Here is a 17,616-nt window from a genome sequence, read left to right on the forward strand (position 1 = left end):
AATAATGCCACTATTGGTGTTCAGAGTAGTATTTGCCGTTTTGATTAATAATGTTCATAAAATTGAGCTTATGTAACTTCAATCGTTACATAAGCTCTTACTATTATTGTATTTCTAATCTTGTTTTAAGCTGATTGGAATAACCTTGTCGTTCCTTACTTCAACGCGTTGATCGCTACACCTGTTTGGTAAAGGATTTGCGTAGCTGCAGTCCAGGTACTTAATGCATCGCGGTAGTCAGTATCGATTGGCACGACAATGGTGTCGCCCGCTTTTAGCTCTTCGTGATTGTTACCAAACCAGTATCCTGATGTTGGTTTGTAAACCGAGCCGTCTGCACGTACAACGAAGATACGGTCTTCGTCTGCTTGTTTTTTAGCGCCGCCGGCTTTGTTTAGGTAATCATCTACGTCTAGCTTATTATCCAACAAGTACGTAATTGGAACTTGAACTTCGCCCATGATCGAAACCGTATTGCGGAAGGTCGGTACAAATAGGAAGTCACCATCTTCTAACATAAAGTCCGCAGAACGCTCGTCTTTTAAGATGCGATTAATCTGCACAACCATACGTCCAAGGGCTTTGCTACGGCTTGCTTCTTCAACGAATTTCAATGTTTTATCTGGGTCAGAGATCACTGAGCCCATGTTACTATCAGCACGGAAGGTTTTCTTCGCGGTTTCTGCTCGCATATCTGCGGCATATTGGTTTAATAGCTTTTGCTCTTTAAGGCGTAAAGCCTCACGAGTAAAGATAGCCCCTTGCGGATGTGCAAATTCGGTTAGACCACCAGCACGTTCAAGTAACTCGCCTAAGGTCTCTCCTTGACGAACAGTATAAGTACCTGGGAAGCGAACTTCACCTTGCAGTGTTACTGTGCTTTGTAGTTTGACGTTGGGCTTCTCAAGAATGTTTAGGCGATCACGACCAACAATAACGACATCGTCAGCGGAACTGCCCTTGATAGCTTGGCGTAAATCAATACGCTCAACATTAATAGAAGCGCGCTCATCTCTACTGTTTATTACTGTACGAGCTAACTCGGCGTTGATGGTGAATGCGTTATAAGTTAAACCACCAGCAGCTTCAATTAAGGTAGAAACCGTCATACGTGGGGTGATTGGGTAACGCCCAGGGTGTTTTACCTCACCGAAGACTTCTGCAATCTGCGGAGCCAAACCCAAACGCGATTGCTGTTGAAGCTGCAGCAAAACAGGAGCAAGTAACGTGCGGCGCGTATTTTGTTTTAATGCTTCAAAGTCTTCTTTGGTAATTTCTTTGCCACGGAATATGATTTTCGGCTGTTCTGATTCTTCAGTTGAAGATTGCCCCTTCGACACATTGCCTGTTGCTGAAGATATTGCAACAGAAGAGCTCATAACTTCTTGCTCTTTTTGTTGATCCAGCTCGGCTTTAAATTGTGCTTGCTCAAGCGTTTTCGCTTTCGTAACCGTATCTTGATTTGCAAGGGTATCTAAATCTTCATTATTGAAACGGTTAAATACCAGCACTCGGTCACGTGAGTTTAGCTTTAGGTTATCTTTGCTGCTCGGCGAAAGAATCGCGTTAGCAAGGTTAATTTGATAAACCTCTATGTCACGTTGTGGGTTAGTCTCACGAACAACTACAGCATAGTTTACATCTGCAGTAGAATTAAATGAGGTATCAACGGATTGGAATAAGTCTGCGATTCGCAGACCGCTCTTCCACTCAATAAAGCCGGGATGGCGAACATCACCTTCAATTTGTACGTAACGAGTCAATTCTTCACTCTTCTTCAGTACATTAACGGCGTCACCATCTTTGACTTTGGTCTGCTGTTCGTGTGACTGACTAAAGTTCAGTGTTAATGCATCGCGAGCACCTTTCGCTGCATAACGTTTAACTTCAATTTGATCGCTATGAGCGTTAGCGGTAAAACCGCCAGCCATTTGAATCGCTTGCTTATAGGTTTCACCTGGTTTGATTTCATAGATTGCAGGGCGGTTTACTTCACCATCAATCGAAATCGTGTTACCCAATGCACCGATGAAGACCACATCACCTGGTAATAAGCGGATATCATTGCGAGCATCACCTTTAAGTAACAGATCGTACATATCCAGTTTACGAATTACCTGACCATTACGCTTAAGTTGCACGTTACGCAGGGCACCACTCTCACTAAAGCCACCACTGTAGTAAATCGCTTGAGAGATTGTGGTTAGTGCACTAACTGTGTAAGCCCCTGGTTTGTACGCATCACCCATAACAAAAACTTGCATGGTGCGCATTTCACCTAACGAAATGTCGCTGCGCACACCAATCATTTGCTCTTTTACTCGCTGGTTTAGAGAATCACGCACATCAGAGAATGTCATGCCGGCCACTTGAACAGGACCAAGGGAAGGGAAGTTGATGATGCCTGCACGATTAACACGAAGACGATGCGTTGTGTTTTCTTTACCAAAAAGTTGGATAACGATTTCATCACCAGCTCCTACCGTGTAGTCAGCCGGAACAGGTACGTCACTGATTGGTGCAAATGTCGTCGGTGAACCCGCAAATAAATCTAGACCAAAGCGCTTTAGACCTTGCTCATTTTTTTCTGGGTCTTCTGAGTCGTTAGCTTTTGCCTCAACAGTACTACTAGCAGCCGGGCGTTGCTCAATCACTTGAGGGTTTTGATAACTACTTGGCTGAGAAGAAGCGCCGGAAGGAATAGAGATACCATACTTACTCGCCAATGCTTGTTGCTGGTCAGCTGGCAAGTTCTGAAACATTTGAATTTGTTCTGGGGTTGGAGTCTGCGCATTAGTAAGCGGCGCAAATAGGCTTGCTAGAATGCAAGCACCTATCGAGAAATATCCTTTGAGCATGATAATTCGCTATTTAAAGTCAGGAGTTAAAAATCCTAGCCACAAAACTAGGCGCTAGGTCTTTAATTAAAATCGGTGTTGAAAGCCAAGAGTAAGTGCGTTCAAGCGTGCCTGGTCTTCAGATGTGCTATCAACAAACTCAAAAACAACTGCATTCTGCTTGTCCAAAGCATAATGCATACCCAAGCCAAAGCTAAAGCCTTGATCTTTATTAGGGCCTACATTTTGTTGGTCGATCTGGACACTAGAATAACCGGCAAGTCCGTAAAGTGCTACACGCTCGGAGACAGGCATATTCAACTTAATAAAACCACTCGCAAGACTATCTACTGCAAGTCCGCTATCTCGTTGTACAGAAGTTCCGTAACGTGCTTCAAAAGCGAGGTAATCATTGAAGAAGTAACCAGCTTGCGCTTGAAGAAGGAAAGGGTTTCCCTCGGTTACTGGAGAAGAGGAATGATGAAATTCAGCGTTAGAGTAACTTACTAACGCACCAGCATAAAAATCTGCTGAGGCAGAAAATGAGCACAAGCCTAAGCTGATTGCACTCAACGCCCCTAGCCATGGTCGTTTATTAATCACGTAAGTGTTCCTTGGGTGTCGACTGACCGCTGCACATTATGAACGACGCGCGCAGTGAATGTCTGTTAACTTTTGTCAATTTCGCTTGTGCGTTTACACGCTACCGCCCGGCGGCATTACGCGTTAGCCACTGTTCGCTGATTCCCGATTCATTCGGTTTATTGATATAAATATTCTTTTTAAGCCTCACTTTTGCGACTAACCGTTCAAAAAAACAATCTTTTATAAACGCAACACAAAAGCTGGCAAATTATGCATGTATTAGCGCAAAACGGCAAGGGGGCAAAAACGTCTCAGATTTCCGTTTATGGTTCGTAAATTCTCACGAATGAGAAAAACACTGGCTGCCAGCCTCTTAAAACAGAACACAACTACGGATGCATTGAGTAAAAAATGTGAACGTTTGCGTAAATTCAGAGGTGACCGGAAATAACGCAGTCGAAGACGCATTTTGATTCAGTACAAATATCAAACCTAAGCTGCTCTCTCTTCTCAATTTTGCAACAACTCTTCTTTAACGTTAGGTAAATTCACATAGGAAACTATTTACATGCTGATTGTTTTTTAACTAAAATGACTAGTGGTATGTTCTAAACAGACCAAACATCGATGTTTTAAAATCTGAAATACAAGGATTAATAATGAAGAACACAGCTCTAGCTATTCTTATGGCTTTAAGCGCATCAACTGCATTTGCAGCTGAAGAAGCAGGTTCTGCTGGTGCCGCATCTGCGTCTGCCACTGGTACAACTGCAGTAGCGGTAGGTGCAGCAGCAGCAGTAACTGTAGTAGCGGTTGCAGCGTCAGATAGTGACTCAACTACAACTACGACTACTAGTGTTAAAAAATAAGCAAGCCTAGCTTGACTTATATATCGCCCTGATTTCTCAGGGCGATTTTATTTGTAATGAGGGAATGATGAACACCTTTCTATCGCTAAAATGGATGCGCTTACTTATTGCCCTACCTTTACTGAACTCAATCTTCGGCTGTACACAAAAATTTAATGACGTATCCGCGACAATCCAAGAAGCTTATGGCAACTACATCGATGTCGAGCTAACGCCAGAAGAAATTGAAGCAGTTCCTTATGCTAGTGCTTACTTAAAAATTGGTGACCAAAAACAGGTCTTCGTAGTGTTGGCCTTTGCTGAGCAAAACCCATTAACTGGCAATACCCAATTAAAGTGGGTAAGTGCAGATAAGGCAATGGTGGTAACAGAGAACGGTCATATTGTTAAAACTATTGGTTTGCAAACCACCAATCTAGCAGGCATTTATGGCAACGTTCCTGCCTACTCAGCACCCTCTGTGCAATATTCTCTTTCTTACGATTGGGCTGACAAATACCGTTATGGGTTCCCGGCTAAAGTCCAACGTTCTCGCCAAGGTAAAGAAACCGTCATAACCCCTATTTCATCTACCTCTACTGATGTTTATACCGAGGTTGTAACGTTTACCAGCTTAGAAAAAACTGTAGAAAACCAATACTGGGTAAACGGTAAAGGAGAAGTAGTGAAAACACGTCAACACTTAGGTCCAAACATGGTGCCTGTTGAATTGACGATTCTGAAAGGGTACAGCAAATCATGAATAAGCGACTGCTATCTTTATTAAGCCTAAGTTTAACGGCAACGATTCTGGCGACACCGACTACCGTTCAAGCTCAAAATCACACCTCACCACCGCTCAATATAGAACTTGTCGGAACGGGCAAAGCATTGCAATTCCAACAAGCGGCACGTTTAGAGAGCGTACTTAAGCATGCACAAGAACAACAAATCGCCCTGCAATACCCTTTAGCTGTGACTCTATTTGATAACACCGAAACCGCAGTGCAAGAAAGTACTGCCTTAAAAAATTCGGTGTTAAACCAAATGATTCAACATAATTTAGTTGCGCACCCATTTTACAAGTTTATCCAACGAAGCCAGTTTGCACCTCGCGTGCTATCGGCCATTGATGTTGATCGCATCCGTCTAGATAAATTTGATAACCCTCTTTTACAAGGTCAACTTGCGTTAAGTGCACCAAAACGTGAAGAAAAAGTGTTGTATGTGGGTAACTTGGAAAAAGTCTACGCGGTAGAAAACCAAACGGGTGTCGCTCTGCATGAACAGATCGATAACCTACGTTCAAGTGATATTGATGAGCTTTCCTATCCGCCAATCCTAATTTATCCGGATGGCAAGGTTATTCATCCTCACCATGGCAGTTGGTTAACCACTCAATATTACTTGCCGCCACTTACCATTGTGTATATCCCATTTGATGAGTTCGAAAAATCACAAATGGATAAAGACATTGTCGCTCTGCTTGCACAACGTAAACCAACCTCATCGAAGAACTAGACATGAACCTGATCAGAACCAGTTTATCCCTTTCTTTAATGGGTCCAGCGTTGGTGTGGGCTCAAGACATGCCTTTCGAAGCACCACCATTGCAACCATCACAAATGGACTTTGGTGGTGTCGGCTTAATGCAGATGCCAACAGGTCGTATGGCACCTGAAGGCGAGTTTAACTTTGCTGTTACCGGCAGCGATGAGTACCTTTTTTACAATGTCACACTACAAGTGATGCCCTGGTTAGAAACGACTATTCGCTATACTAGAGTCAATGATGTTCTTTATAGTGAAGACCCAACGTTTTCTGGTGATACAAAATTTACGGATAAAGGTATCGACTTTAAAGTTAGACTTTTACAAGAATCAAGTTACCTACCGGAACTTTCTATTGGGGTGCGTGACTTTGCGGGCACTGGTCTTTTTGATGGTGAGTTTATTGCCGCAACAAAACGTTACTCTAACCCAAGCCTTGGTACCTTTGATTTCACTTTAGGTATGGGTTGGGGCTACTTAGGCACGCGCGACAACATCAGCAACCCGGCTTGTAAGCTGTCCGATAGTTTCTGTGAACGCCCTTCAGATTTCAAAAATAATGGCGGAAGCGTGGATTTTGAACGTTGGTTCAAAGGTCCTGCTGCACTCTTTGGTGGTGTCGAGTATCAAACTTTGCACGCACCGCTACGCTTTAAGCTTGAATACGACAGCAACGACTACAGTGAAGACTATCCTGTGGTACGTGGTAGTATAGACATGACACCTCATACGCCTTGGAACTTTGGTGTTCTGTATCGTTTAGGGCATATGGCCGATTTGCGTTTGAGCTACGAGCGCGGTGATACGTTAGTTGCAGGCGTAAGCCTTTACACAAACTTCAATGATATGCCGTCTTTCTGGCGTGATGCTCCAACTCCAGAAGTTGAAGACAAACAACCAGAGCAGTTATCTGATGTAGATTGGGAACGTGTTACCGAGGAGCTGGATAAGATTGCTGGCTACCAAAATACCCAACTCTATGTTGAAGACAATACCGTCTCGATTGTTGGCGAACAGAAAAAGTATCGTGATCGCAACGAAGCTCATGAAAAAGCGGCGGCAATCCTTTACAACGAAATGCCAAACAACATTGATACCTTTACTATTAATGAACGTAGTGGTGGATTAATCGGTGATCAAACGGCTATCTCGAAAGAGAAATACCGTGACTTTGCAGAAGTTAACTACATCACTCCTAGCATTGAAGACGCAACTTCAAAAGGAAATGAAAAACCACAAGGTAATCTTATCTACGACGGTTTTGAGCGTTTCGATTATGGTTTTTCCCCGCAACTGGTTCAAACACTGGGTGCTGCTGAAACATTTTACTTCTTTAGTGTGGGACTTAAAGGTGAAGCCTCTTATTGGCTGACAGATGACTTAGAAGTAGGCGGTGCTCTTTATTGGGATTGGTACAACAACTACGACAAGTTTAACTACGTCACTCCGCCGGATGGCACGACGATACCTCGTGTACGCACGATGTTTAGGGCCTATAGAGATGAATATCCTGTAACTATGCAGAATCTTCAATTAACTTGGTTCAAAGAGTACTCAGATACCATGGACCAACAGTTCTACGCCGGTTATCTAGAGAGCATGTTTGCGGGTGTGGGTACCGAATTCTTATATCGACCGAAAGGCGCAAACTGGGCGATCGGTGCAGATGTAAACTTGATCTCTCAACGTGACCCGCAAAGTTACTTCGGTGTGTACGATGAAAAGTGGCAGTATGTTCCAGAATACGGAGATCCTTTCCAAGTTATTGATAAAGGCTTCACAGGTTTCGTTTCTGCGTATTACTACCCCCAATGGGATTTTCTATCCAATTTGATGGTACAAGTAGATGTGGGGCAGTTCCTCGGTGGTGACGTCGGTACTCAAATAAACATAGCTAAGCAGTTTGACAGTGGCGTAATCGCCGGTGCTTACGCTTCGTTTACGAATTTAACTGCAGAAGAGTTTGGTGAAGGCAGTTTTACTAAAGGTCTCTACATTTCGATTCCATACGATATCATGACAGTGAAACCAAGTAACAATAGAGCAAACTTCTCTTGGCAACCAATCACTCGTGATGGTGGTCAGAAGCTAAATAGAAAATACGAACTTATTCAATTAACAGACGAGCGCAACCCTTGGTACCAGAGACCAAACGCGTCAAACGCTGAATAACAACACTATTTAAGGGAGCTTCAGCTCCCTTTTACTTATGCCCAAGCGCTCTTTACCTTTCTTTTCCTTCCAATAGCGCAAATTTCTGTTTCTTGCTAGAATTCCTGAGAAAATTTTAATCTATGGTGGAAGTCTTATGATCATCGTAACTGGTGGTGCTGGCATGATCGGCAGCAACATTGTTAAAGCACTGAACGAAGCAGGTATTAACGATATTCTGGTTGTCGACAACCTAAAAAATGGCAAGAAGTTTAAAAACTTAGTTGATCTTGATATCACAGATTACATGGATCGTGATGACTTTCTGACCCAAATTATGGCGGGCGATGATTTTGGTCCGATTGAGGCAATTTTCCACGAAGGTGCTTGTTCTGCAACGACTGAGTGGGATGGTAAGTACATGATGCTAAACAACTACGAGTACTCTAAAGAGCTGCTGCATTACTGTTTAGATCGCGAGATTCCATTCCTATACGCTTCTTCAGCAGCCACTTACGGCGATACAGAGACTTTTGTTGAAGAACGCGAATACGAAGGCGCACTGAATGTATACGGTTACTCGAAACAGCAGTTTGATAACTACGTTCGTCGCCTATGGCAAGACGCTGAAGAACATGGTGAGACCCTTTCTCAAATCACTGGCTTCCGCTACTTCAACGTATATGGCCCACGTGAAGACCACAAAGGTAGCATGGCATCAGTTGCGTTCCACCTAAACAACCAACTTAACGCAGGTGAAAATCCTAAATTGTTCGCGGGCAGCGAATCATTCAAACGCGACTTCGTTTACGTTGGTGATGTATGTAAAGTTAACCTGTGGTTCTTAGAAAACGGCGTATCAGGCATTTTTAACTGTGGTACTGGCCGTGCTGAATCTTTTGAAGAGATAGCAAAAGCAGTTATCAAGCATCATGGCAAAGGCCAAATTGAAACCATCCCATTCCCTGAGCACCTAAAAGGCGCTTACCAAGAATTCACACAAGCGGATCTGACCAAACTGCGCACCGCAGGTTGTGATGTTGAATTCAAGACAGTTGCAGAAGGCGTTGCCGAATACTTAACTATCCAAAACAGTTAAGCACCACAAGGTGGTAGAACCATAACCTGCCACCTTTACTCAAGTGCAATAGCCTGTATCATTCCTAACTATCTTTTTCTCATTTAAACCACTTCGCCCGTACACGAATAGGTAACTAGACACGCCATGACCATAAAACGTGATGACTTCGACCCTAAAGCATATAACCCTGAGTTTAAGCGCCACTTTCTGTCGCCTAAGTACTGGGGCACGTGGTTAGGTGTTATCTTATTTTTACCTTTATCATTAATGCCACTGGGTTTACAAAAGTGGTTGGCGAAAACCATAGCCAAAAAACTGTCTAAATCCCACAAAGGTCCAGCTCACCGAGCGAGGGTGAACTTTGAGCTGTGTTTTCCGGAAAAGTCGTTCCAAGAACGTGAAGCTTTGATAGAAAAAACACTCTACACAGCAGCCATGTTCTTTTTTCGCTTCGGGTTACTAAGTTTACGCTCACCAAAGTGGCTTCAGAACCGTTGCCAAATTCGCGGCCTAGACATTTTACGACAGCACATTGATAACAACGAAAATGTGATTTTAATGGTTCCCCACTCTTGGGCAATTGATGTGCCTGCTATCTTGCTCGCTTCAATGGGAATGCCAGTGTCTGCAATGGCGAAGAAACAAAAGAATGATGTTGCTGACTGGCTGATGCACAAGCAAAGAGTCCAATACGGTGGTCGTGTTTATGAACGCTCAGGTGGCATTAAGCCTTTTCTGAAATCCATTCGAGATGGCTATGTAGGGTATTATCTACCCGATCAAGATCACGGCCCAGAGCATAGTGTGTTTGTAGATTTTTTTGCTACACGTAAAGCAACACTACCTGGTTTAGGCAAAATTGCGAAACTATCACGCTCAAAAGTACTGCCTCTATTTGCGTCGATGAACACTGAAGATGGTACGTTTGATATTGAGATTTTACCAGCGTTTGAGCTGGATAAAGGCGAAGAGCAAGACGCTCGTACCTGTAATGAAGCCATTGAATATTTTGTCGGTGATAAACCCGAACAATATATGTGGGTACTACAGTTGCTGCACTCTCAAGAAGACGGCAATAACTATTACAATTTGTTTAAACCAAGATATAACAGCGACTGGAAAGTACAGTGAAAGTATTTGTCGTAAGCTTGGCTCGATCGCTAGATCGCCGAGAACGTATTGAAGAAAAGTTAAAACAACAAGGCATTACGTTTGAATTTTTTGATGCAGTAGATGGCTCTGTTGACCGTTTTCTTCATTCAGAAAAAAGTCGTCCTACCATTACTCTACGCCGCAAAGGGTATCAATTAAAAACCAGTGAAGTCGCCTGTTTTGCAAGCCATTACGAGTTGTGGGTTCGCTGTGTTGAGCTTGATGAACCGATCGTCATCTTAGAAGACAACGTCGACCCCGTAGAAGGGCTGAAGCAAGTACTCGAACATACCCTTCCATTGACTTCTAATTATGACTACATCAAGTTGTCTGCCACTCAGAAGCGTGTATTCACCCCAATCGTACCGATTGATGATAATCATATGCTAGGGGGATACTCAGCAGGCACTTGTGGTACCACCGCTTATATCGTTACACCTAAAGCAGCCTCAAAGTTTGTTATGCATGCTCAAGAGTTTATTGAACCAGTCGATGACTACATGGAAAAACCATGGAGACATGGTGTTCAAGTCTACAGCGTGTCTCCAGATCTCTTTACTAGAGCAGAGATTGCTTCGACGATTGGTGGTAAAAGAAAAGATAAATCCAAAATGACTCTTGCGAATAAAATATACGCTGAACTTTTTAGAACTTATGAGTCAATTTTGAAATTCCTATACTGGAAAAACAAAGCATGAAGATTTTAGTCATTGGCCCTGCATGGGTCGGCGATATGGTAATGTCGCAATCGTTATATATCGTATTAAAGCAACGCCATCCAGATAGCCAAATTGACGTTATCGCTCCAGGATGGTGTAAACCGATTCTTGAGCGTATGCCAGAAATCCATCAAGCGATTGAAATGCCTATCGGTCATGGTGAGTTTAACTTATTAGGCCGCAGGGAAATTGGCAAATCATTACGTGAAAAGCAATATGACCACGCCTATATCTTGCCTAAATCAGCGAAATCGGCACTGATCCCATGGTTTGCCAACATTCCTCTTCGTACTGGCTGGAAAGGAGAAATGCGCTATGGTTTATTGAATGATTTACGCCCTAACATGAAGTCTTTTCAGTACATGGTAGAGCGCTATGTAGCGTTAGCTTATCCAAAAGCAGAAATGGTGGACTCTAACTCTCTTGGCGGGCTTGAAACCTTACCTCGCCCTCGCCTTGCAATCAACGCGGCAGAGCAACAAGCCACGATCAAAAAGTTCAACTTAGCCCAAGACCAACCAATTATCGGACTGTGCCCAGGAGCAGAGTTTGGTCCTGCCAAAAAATGGCCCGAAACACACTACGCTGAAGTTGCGACGCAAATGGCTCGTTCTGGACATCAAATCTGGTTGTTTGGTTCTCAAAAAGACTTAGAGACTTGTAACAATATTCGCGCACTTGTTCCGACGCAATTCCATGAGCACATTCATGTTCTGGCAGGCCAAACCAGCTTAATTGAAGCGGTCGACCTACTTGCTGCATGTAAGACTGTTGTCGCGAATGACTCAGGCTTAATGCATGTGGCAGCTGCGGTTGGTTGTAATGTTGTTGCAGTGTATGGCTCAACTTCACCGAAGTACACCCCCCCACTCGCAGAAAAAGTGGAGATTGTTCATACCGATATTGATTGTCGCCCTTGTTTCCAGCGTGAATGTCAGTACAAACACCTTAAGTGCTTGACAGAACTTTCGCCTAAGCAAGTGCTAGATAGTATCCAAAAACTTGACGCCATTACGATAAGCTCATGTTAGTTCGCATTATTTATACCTTACTACTCGCCCTAGCGTCACCGCTGCTTTTATTTGGTTTGTACAAGAGCAAACCAAATAAGCCTAAGTTCGGCTCTCGCTGGAAAGAGCACTTTGGCATAACCCCCAAGTTAAAAAGCAACGACAAACCTATTTGGATACATGCCGTATCTGTTGGTGAAAGCATAGCAGCAACACCTTTAATCAAAGCCCTTAAGGAACAAAACCCCGAACAATCTATTCTAGTTACAACAACAACAAGTACGGGAGCTGAACAGATTGCTAAGTTGGGTGATTTAGTTGAACACCGCTATATGCCAATTGACTTTGGGTTCGCTATCAAAGGTTTTCTTAAAGCAGTGCAGCCAAAACAGATGTTGATCATTGAGACTGAGCTGTGGCCAAACACGCTTCACAATGTTCACAAAGCGGGTATCCCTATAACTGTCGTGAATGCGCGCCTATCTGAAAAATCGTGTCAGAACTACGCCAAAATACAGCGGCTTTTTAACCAGCTTCATCCATGCCTAACTCAAGTACTCTGCCAAACGGATTCAGATGCAGAGCGCTTCGAACGCTTAGGCGTTGAGAAAAAGAAACTATCCGTTACTGGCTCGATTAAGTTCGATATTCAAATATCAGAGCAAGTGAAACAGCAAGGACAGCAGCTTCGAGCCCAACTTGGAAACGATCGTCCGATTTGGATAGCAGCTAGCACCCACAAAGGCGAGGACGAACAGGTATTAGATGCACATAGACAAGTTTTAAAATCTCATCCAAATGCATTACTTATTTTGGTTCCTCGCCATCCGGAACGATTTGATGATGTATTCACGCTTTGCCAACAGCAAGGATTTAAAACTGTGCGTCGTACTTCAACGCATGCAGTAGAGACGAATACTCAAGTATATCTCGGCGATACAATGGGTGAGATGCTAACGTTGATTGGCGCAGCGGACATCTGCTTTATGGGTGGAAGCCTAATTGGAGATAAGGTTGGTGGGCACAATGTATTGGAGCCTGCTGCTTTGGGCGTCCCTATTATCAATGGTCCAAGCTTCTTTAACTTCAAAGAAATCGTACATGAAATGAAGCAGAACAACCTCATCAAAATTGTGAAAAATGAGGATGAACTGGCAAGAGCTATCGTGGCTCTAATTAAAGACGTCGCAGCTCATGAGCGCATCACGTCAGAGCTTGCTCATTTTATGTTAGCAAACTCAGGCTCCTTACAACGTACCACCACAGCCAACTCTTCTATCTAAAAAAGCCGAGTATTAACTCGGCTGCTTTTTTAAACTTTAGCTGTAAGCCAACGCTTTATTTTCTTTCGGTAATATTTTTTCGACTTTTTCAAATATATAACTAAAAAGCACTTCCAGTACTTATAATTGTAAATCTTGTTCAAGCCCAAAATACGGATTTTATAATACGTAAACTCTCGCTCTTCTGCCGCTGGGTCTTGTGCTTGTTGTAAACTCCAAGAGCCTTCATGCATACTACGATAAACTGACATTATTTCAGGGAGATACCAAGCTCCGTGCTCGATACTATTGATAATTTGCAATACAGAGTGCTCGCCATAAAGCTTGAAAAAGTCTTCATGTTGATAAATTAGGTCAAAAAACGGCTCTTTTCTAATAAACATCGATGCCATAGGCATAGTGTCTCCGCCCTTCTTAATGACATACTGATAAGATATTTTCTTTTCTAAATCGCCTTGGTATCCGTATTTCTTGTCAACCAACTGGTCTTTTAGCAAAGTCAAAGAAGGATGAAAACAAACATTAATATCCTTGTGGTATGCCAATGCTTTAAGCTGTTTTTGAAGCTTGTTGTCATCAACCCAATAATCATCACCTTCACAAAAAGCTATATACTCCCCATCAACATGAGGTAACATGTTAAAAAGTACAGCAGATGATCCTTTAGAGTATATATTTTCCTCTGGATAAATTCTCTTTACTTGGCATTTACCAGAATACTCATTAAAAACCTTATCGATAACTTTTCGACTATTGTCAGAGGAGCAATCATCATGTATGAGCAACTCGTATTCAAAGTCTACCGTCTGATTAAGTATAGATAAAAGTGTCTGCTCAATATATTTCTCGTGATTATAGCAGGTACAAATGACTGAGACTTTAGTGGACATTTTTTCCTCTGTCTTCTAATTTATCGGTTAAGTAGAGTTATTTCTTCAGCTATATTTCTAGGGATGATATTCATTAATAACTAACTAATTTTTCTTGCCGGATTTCCAAATACAGTAGTATTTGGCTTGACATTCCTTATAACGACACTCCCTATGCCAACTGAAGCATAATCACCTACCTTTATATTAGGATGTAATATTGCACCTGAGCCGATAGTAACGTAATCACCAATAAAAACATGTCCATTTATAGCAGCGTTTCCTAATACTGTAACATAATCACCGACAACACAGTCATGACCAATACCATTGCTACAGTTAACAATAGTGTACTTTCCTATTTTTACATCTGAAGATATAGTACAGCGAGGGTTAATAATACTCCCCTCACCTATGACAACATTCTGTCCAATAAGTGCATTATTGCTCACGAAGGATTTCGGTGTACCACCATGCATCAATGCTTGTTCAATAACTTTCTTCCTTGGTAAGGAGGTTCCAACACAAACTAAAAACTCAAAACCTTTTTCTTCAGCAATCGAATCTAATACTTTTACTGGTACACCATCATAAGACTCGATTGAACTGTAATTAGAGTCGGTCACTAAAAAACCTCGAAGCTCCTCTAACATAGGCGACTGCTCAGCGACTAACCATCCATAAACTTCCTTAGCTAATCCACCCGCACCCAGAATATATAAGCTCACAATCAACCTCTAGTCATTAAAATATAGTCGGATCCACTACTGATCATATTAAAGCCATTATTTTGATAAAACAGTATCGCGTGCTCGTTTTCTTTATTTACGTGAAGAGAACAAGGGGTATTCCCTGAACTGGCTCGCTCAATAAACCTATTTAGTAGCGCAGTTCCTATCCCAACATTAGTTTTAAAAGCATGAATTTTATTTAGGTACAAACCAGATGTCTCAAGCGGTGCAACTCTTTTAGAAAACTCCGTGGCTAAAGATATAATCTTTTTCTTCTCAATAGCTGACTTATTGTCTAGGAGTATCTTCAAGGAAGTCGCAGAGCGAAATTTTTTCTCTTTCGCGGGGAAGTAGCAAGAGTATCCAACGAACTCGCCATGATAAAATGCAGCATCTCCAACACATAGATCCGTTCCGCTCGTTATAATCAATCGATAAACTTTTGCAATACACTCAGACTCATCTTGAGATAGCTGCATATAGAACAAAGGATCAAGTTGGCAAACAGATTTCGCCACGACTTCTATTTCATTATCATTTAACTGCTCAAGTGGCTTAAATTCAATCACAATAAACTCTTTCCACCATCTAGTACAATCTCCTGTCCTGTTAACCATCGCGACTCTTCGCTAATTAAGAAGTTACAAAGAGATGCAACATCTCCTGGCTTCCCTAACCCTAATGGATAGCTTGCCCTTAATTCTGTGAACTTCTCTGATGACATCGTCGACTCTACAAACTCAGCATGCTTTGTCCGAACCCATCCAGGGAGAATACTATTGCAAGTTATACCTCTCGGAGCTAATTCGACCGCTAAAGTGCGCATTAACCCGTTCAGAGCCGCTTTTGATGACGAATACGCAGATAAACCTGGCTCTCCGCTGATCGATGCAATAGAGGATATAAAGAGTATTGAGCTTCCATCGTGAGAAAATTGTGACTTAGCAAAACAATGTGCAAACATAGCTTGTGAGACGAAGTTTAGCTGCATCATCTCCTTAAAATCCTGCTCTTTTGTAACTCGAAATGGCTTTATCTTATGGAAACCAGCACAGCCAATAAAACCGCTGAGTTTCGCACCTATGTCATTAACAATAGTTTTAAACAAATCCTTTACATCTGACAACTCGTTGTTGTCAAAGAGGTAATAACGTACATTAGGGTTATCTAACTCATCGATAGCTTTTTTTAGCGATTCGATATTCCTTCCTATTAAAATTGGAACACAGTCACTTTCAATTAACCGCTTCGCAACAGATTTTCCAATGTCGGACGTAGCCCCTGTAATTAAGATATACTTAGCCATTTAAAACTAACTTATGTAAATCAGTAAAAGTTTTTGCATTTTTTAACTGTTCGTGTGATACATTTACATCATATTCATCTTGAGCCATTGCAATAAACGATAGCTGAGCTAATGAGTCCCACGACTCCATTTCTGAGAACTCAGAATCCATATCCAATTCTTCCATCTCAATGTCTAATATCTCAATCAAGTGTTCTTTAAACTGCTCCATTTATAACTCCAATTCTATTATTTTACATACGGATAATTCACTCAAATCACAAATAGCGGCTCCCCAACTCAGACCAACTCCAAAACCTGCCAAGATAGCTCGTTTGCCAACAAAAGTGTGCGCACCTTGCCAAGCTTCAGCTATAGACAGAGGGATCGTTGCTGATGATGAATTACCATATTTTTTGATAACTTCAGAAGGCAATTGGTTCGAATCAAGTTGCAGTCCAGTTCTGAATCGCTGAAGAATAAACTCATTTGCTTGATGCAGAAAAAAATAATCTACTGGATTTTCAGTCGCATGATCCGAAGTAAATCGTTTAAGGAAAGATAGTGCTTTCGTTTGAGTGAATGTGAATACGTCTCGACCTTGCATAACTAAATGCTCCAAAGAACGTAAGTTCCCCTCTTCATCCTCTTCCAAAGTTGAACTTCCTTCTTGGTAAGGTATCGCCAGACCACCTACTGGGATGTTCAAAGCCATAGCACCTTGGCCGTCATGATGTATCTCTAGAGGTGCTCTATCAACAGTATCTTTATATTCTACAAGAGTCACAACTATAGCATCACCAACAAGGGGGTAAGAGTTTCTATCTTTCTTTGAAACTTTTAGACTCAGTACATCGCCAGTAATCAGTAATATCTTCTTGGCATCACTATTACGGATGATACTAGAGGATTCGAATAAACCTCGAATATAACCATTACATCCATCATTAATATCAATGCAATAGCAATCTTCATTGAAGTCAAACATGCCATGTATTATCGAAGAGGTTGATGGAATCAAGTAGTCAGGTGTCTGAGTTACAACAACTATTGCATCTATATCATCGTACGAAACACCCAGTACTTTCGGTAAGTTTTCAAGTAACGGCTTTACCATCTCACTAAAACAAATTGGTTTAGAAACTACGCGATGCTGCTCATAACCCATCAACTTTTTCAGTTTCTTAGAGCTCTGTTCTGTATGAGAGTAATTTTCGATCTCGTCATCGAAATAAGAAATATGCTTGGGTATCGCGGCAAGTATTCCCTTTAATGCTATATTACCAATATTACTTTTCATAAGTTAACCCTGAATCGTTTTAAGATACTCACCAATAACATGCGGCGAAACAAAATTCTCAGGAACCAAACCTTCACCAGGGATTGAAATAGCTAGCTGAGCTTCGATCTCACTTACTAGGACTAACAAATCAAAAGAGTCCAACAGACCTGACTCAAAAAGTTCAGTATCTTTAGTAAACTCATGTTCTGGTTTCATTGTGGTTAGGATTGCTA

The 17,616-nt window shown here is 42.0% G+C and carries 18 protein-coding genes; 9 read left to right on the top strand and 9 right to left on the bottom strand.

Translation table 11 applies throughout. The features are described from left to right. Positions 1 to 155: 155 nt before the first annotated feature. Both R8N47_RS13670 and R8N47_RS13675 read right to left on the bottom strand, forming a co-directional pair. The gene (locus tag R8N47_RS13670; RefSeq protein ID WP_318070310.1) at positions 156 to 2,858 is read right to left on the bottom strand and encodes an SLBB domain-containing protein; all 2,703 of its coding nucleotides are present in this window, start codon (positions 2,856 to 2,858) and stop codon (positions 156 to 158) included. A 66-nt stretch (positions 2,859 to 2,924) separates the two neighbouring features. Continuing rightward, entirely contained in the window at positions 2,925 to 3,440 is a 516-nt protein-coding gene (locus R8N47_RS13675; RefSeq protein ID WP_033905977.1) for a porin family protein, read from the bottom strand. A gap of 641 nt (positions 3,441 to 4,081) precedes the next feature. On the opposite strand from R8N47_RS13675, the gene R8N47_RS13680 reads away from it, so the two are divergent. The 9 genes from R8N47_RS13680 to waaA all read left to right on the top strand — a co-directional run bounded on the left by R8N47_RS13680 (position 4,082) and on the right by waaA (position 13,216). Then, complete coding sequence (locus R8N47_RS13680; RefSeq protein ID WP_140094649.1) at positions 4,082 to 4,291, top strand: hypothetical protein; 210 nt, start codon at positions 4,082 to 4,084, stop codon at positions 4,289 to 4,291. 67 nt (positions 4,292 to 4,358) lie between these two features. Further along, on the top strand, positions 4,359 to 5,033 hold the full coding sequence (locus R8N47_RS13685; RefSeq protein WP_258516110.1) for a YjbF family lipoprotein: 675 nt from the start codon (positions 4,359 to 4,361) through the stop codon (positions 5,031 to 5,033). Next, positions 5,030 to 5,791 carry a YjbG polysaccharide synthesis-related protein gene (locus R8N47_RS13690; protein WP_318070309.1) on the top strand — a complete coding sequence of 254 codons (762 nt, stop codon included), beginning with the start codon at positions 5,030 to 5,032 and terminating at the stop codon, positions 5,789 to 5,791. The genes R8N47_RS13685 and R8N47_RS13690 overlap by 4 nt, the downstream gene beginning before the upstream one ends. A 2-nt stretch (positions 5,792 to 5,793) precedes the next feature. Beyond that, entirely contained in the window at positions 5,794 to 7,992 is a 2,199-nt protein-coding gene (locus R8N47_RS13695) for a YjbH domain-containing protein (protein WP_318070308.1), read from the top strand. A gap of 136 nt (positions 7,993 to 8,128) precedes the next feature. Next, positions 8,129 to 9,070, top strand: a complete 942-nt coding sequence (gene rfaD, locus R8N47_RS13700; RefSeq protein WP_258516096.1) for an ADP-glyceromanno-heptose 6-epimerase — start codon at positions 8,129 to 8,131, stop codon at positions 9,068 to 9,070. 126 nt (positions 9,071 to 9,196) lie between these two features. Beyond that, positions 9,197 to 10,183, top strand: a complete 987-nt coding sequence (gene lpxM, locus R8N47_RS13705) for a lauroyl-Kdo(2)-lipid IV(A) myristoyltransferase (protein ID WP_017634970.1) — start codon at positions 9,197 to 9,199, stop codon at positions 10,181 to 10,183. Continuing rightward, positions 10,180 to 10,902, top strand: coding sequence for a glycosyltransferase family 25 protein (locus R8N47_RS13710; protein WP_053807624.1), 723 nt, complete (start codon positions 10,180 to 10,182; stop codon positions 10,900 to 10,902). The genes lpxM and R8N47_RS13710 overlap by 4 nt, the downstream gene beginning before the upstream one ends. Further along, positions 10,899 to 11,954: a lipopolysaccharide heptosyltransferase II gene (gene waaF / locus R8N47_RS13715; protein ID WP_025768326.1), complete on the top strand. Its 1,056-nt coding sequence runs from the start codon at positions 10,899 to 10,901 to the stop codon at positions 11,952 to 11,954. Before R8N47_RS13710 ends, waaF begins: the two co-directional genes overlap by 4 nt. After that, on the top strand, positions 11,948 to 13,216 hold the full coding sequence (gene waaA, locus R8N47_RS13720; protein WP_318070307.1) for a lipid IV(A) 3-deoxy-D-manno-octulosonic acid transferase: 1,269 nt from the start codon (positions 11,948 to 11,950) through the stop codon (positions 13,214 to 13,216). Before waaF ends, waaA begins: the two co-directional genes overlap by 7 nt. Positions 13,217 to 13,245: 29 nt before the next feature. Here the strand turns inward: waaA and R8N47_RS13725 are convergent, their stop codons facing one another. The 7 genes from R8N47_RS13725 to R8N47_RS13755 form a co-directional block, all read right to left on the bottom strand. Further along, positions 13,246 to 14,106 (bottom strand): glycosyltransferase family 2 protein, encoded by an 861-nt coding sequence (locus R8N47_RS13725; RefSeq protein ID WP_213911491.1) that lies wholly within the window; start codon positions 14,104 to 14,106, stop codon positions 13,246 to 13,248. Between the two features lie 80 nt (positions 14,107 to 14,186). Beyond that, positions 14,187 to 14,813, bottom strand: coding sequence for an acetyltransferase (locus R8N47_RS13730; RefSeq protein ID WP_180944539.1), 627 nt, complete (start codon positions 14,811 to 14,813; stop codon positions 14,187 to 14,189). A gap of 2 nt (positions 14,814 to 14,815) precedes the next feature. Further along, the gene (locus R8N47_RS13735; protein WP_180944540.1) at positions 14,816 to 15,385 is read right to left on the bottom strand and encodes a GNAT family N-acetyltransferase; all 570 of its coding nucleotides are present in this window, start codon (positions 15,383 to 15,385) and stop codon (positions 14,816 to 14,818) included. Beyond that, positions 15,382 to 16,122: an SDR family NAD(P)-dependent oxidoreductase gene (locus R8N47_RS13740; protein WP_258516099.1), complete on the bottom strand. Its 741-nt coding sequence runs from the start codon at positions 16,120 to 16,122 to the stop codon at positions 15,382 to 15,384. The genes R8N47_RS13735 and R8N47_RS13740 overlap by 4 nt, the downstream gene beginning before the upstream one ends. Beyond that, entirely contained in the window at positions 16,115 to 16,333 is a 219-nt protein-coding gene (locus R8N47_RS13745; RefSeq protein ID WP_140367251.1) for an acyl carrier protein, read from the bottom strand. The genes R8N47_RS13740 and R8N47_RS13745 overlap by 8 nt, the downstream gene beginning before the upstream one ends. Continuing rightward, entirely contained in the window at positions 16,334 to 17,401 is a 1,068-nt protein-coding gene (locus R8N47_RS13750) for a 3-oxoacyl-[acyl-carrier-protein] synthase III C-terminal domain-containing protein (RefSeq protein WP_213911493.1), read from the bottom strand. Positions 17,402 to 17,404: 3 nt separating this feature from the next. Further along, entirely contained in the window at positions 17,405 to 17,599 is a 195-nt protein-coding gene (locus R8N47_RS13755) for a phosphopantetheine-binding protein (RefSeq protein WP_265571544.1), read from the bottom strand. Positions 17,600 to 17,616: the final 17 nt, after the last annotated feature.

It is taken from the genome of Vibrio sp. 2132-1 (assembly GCF_033344315.1).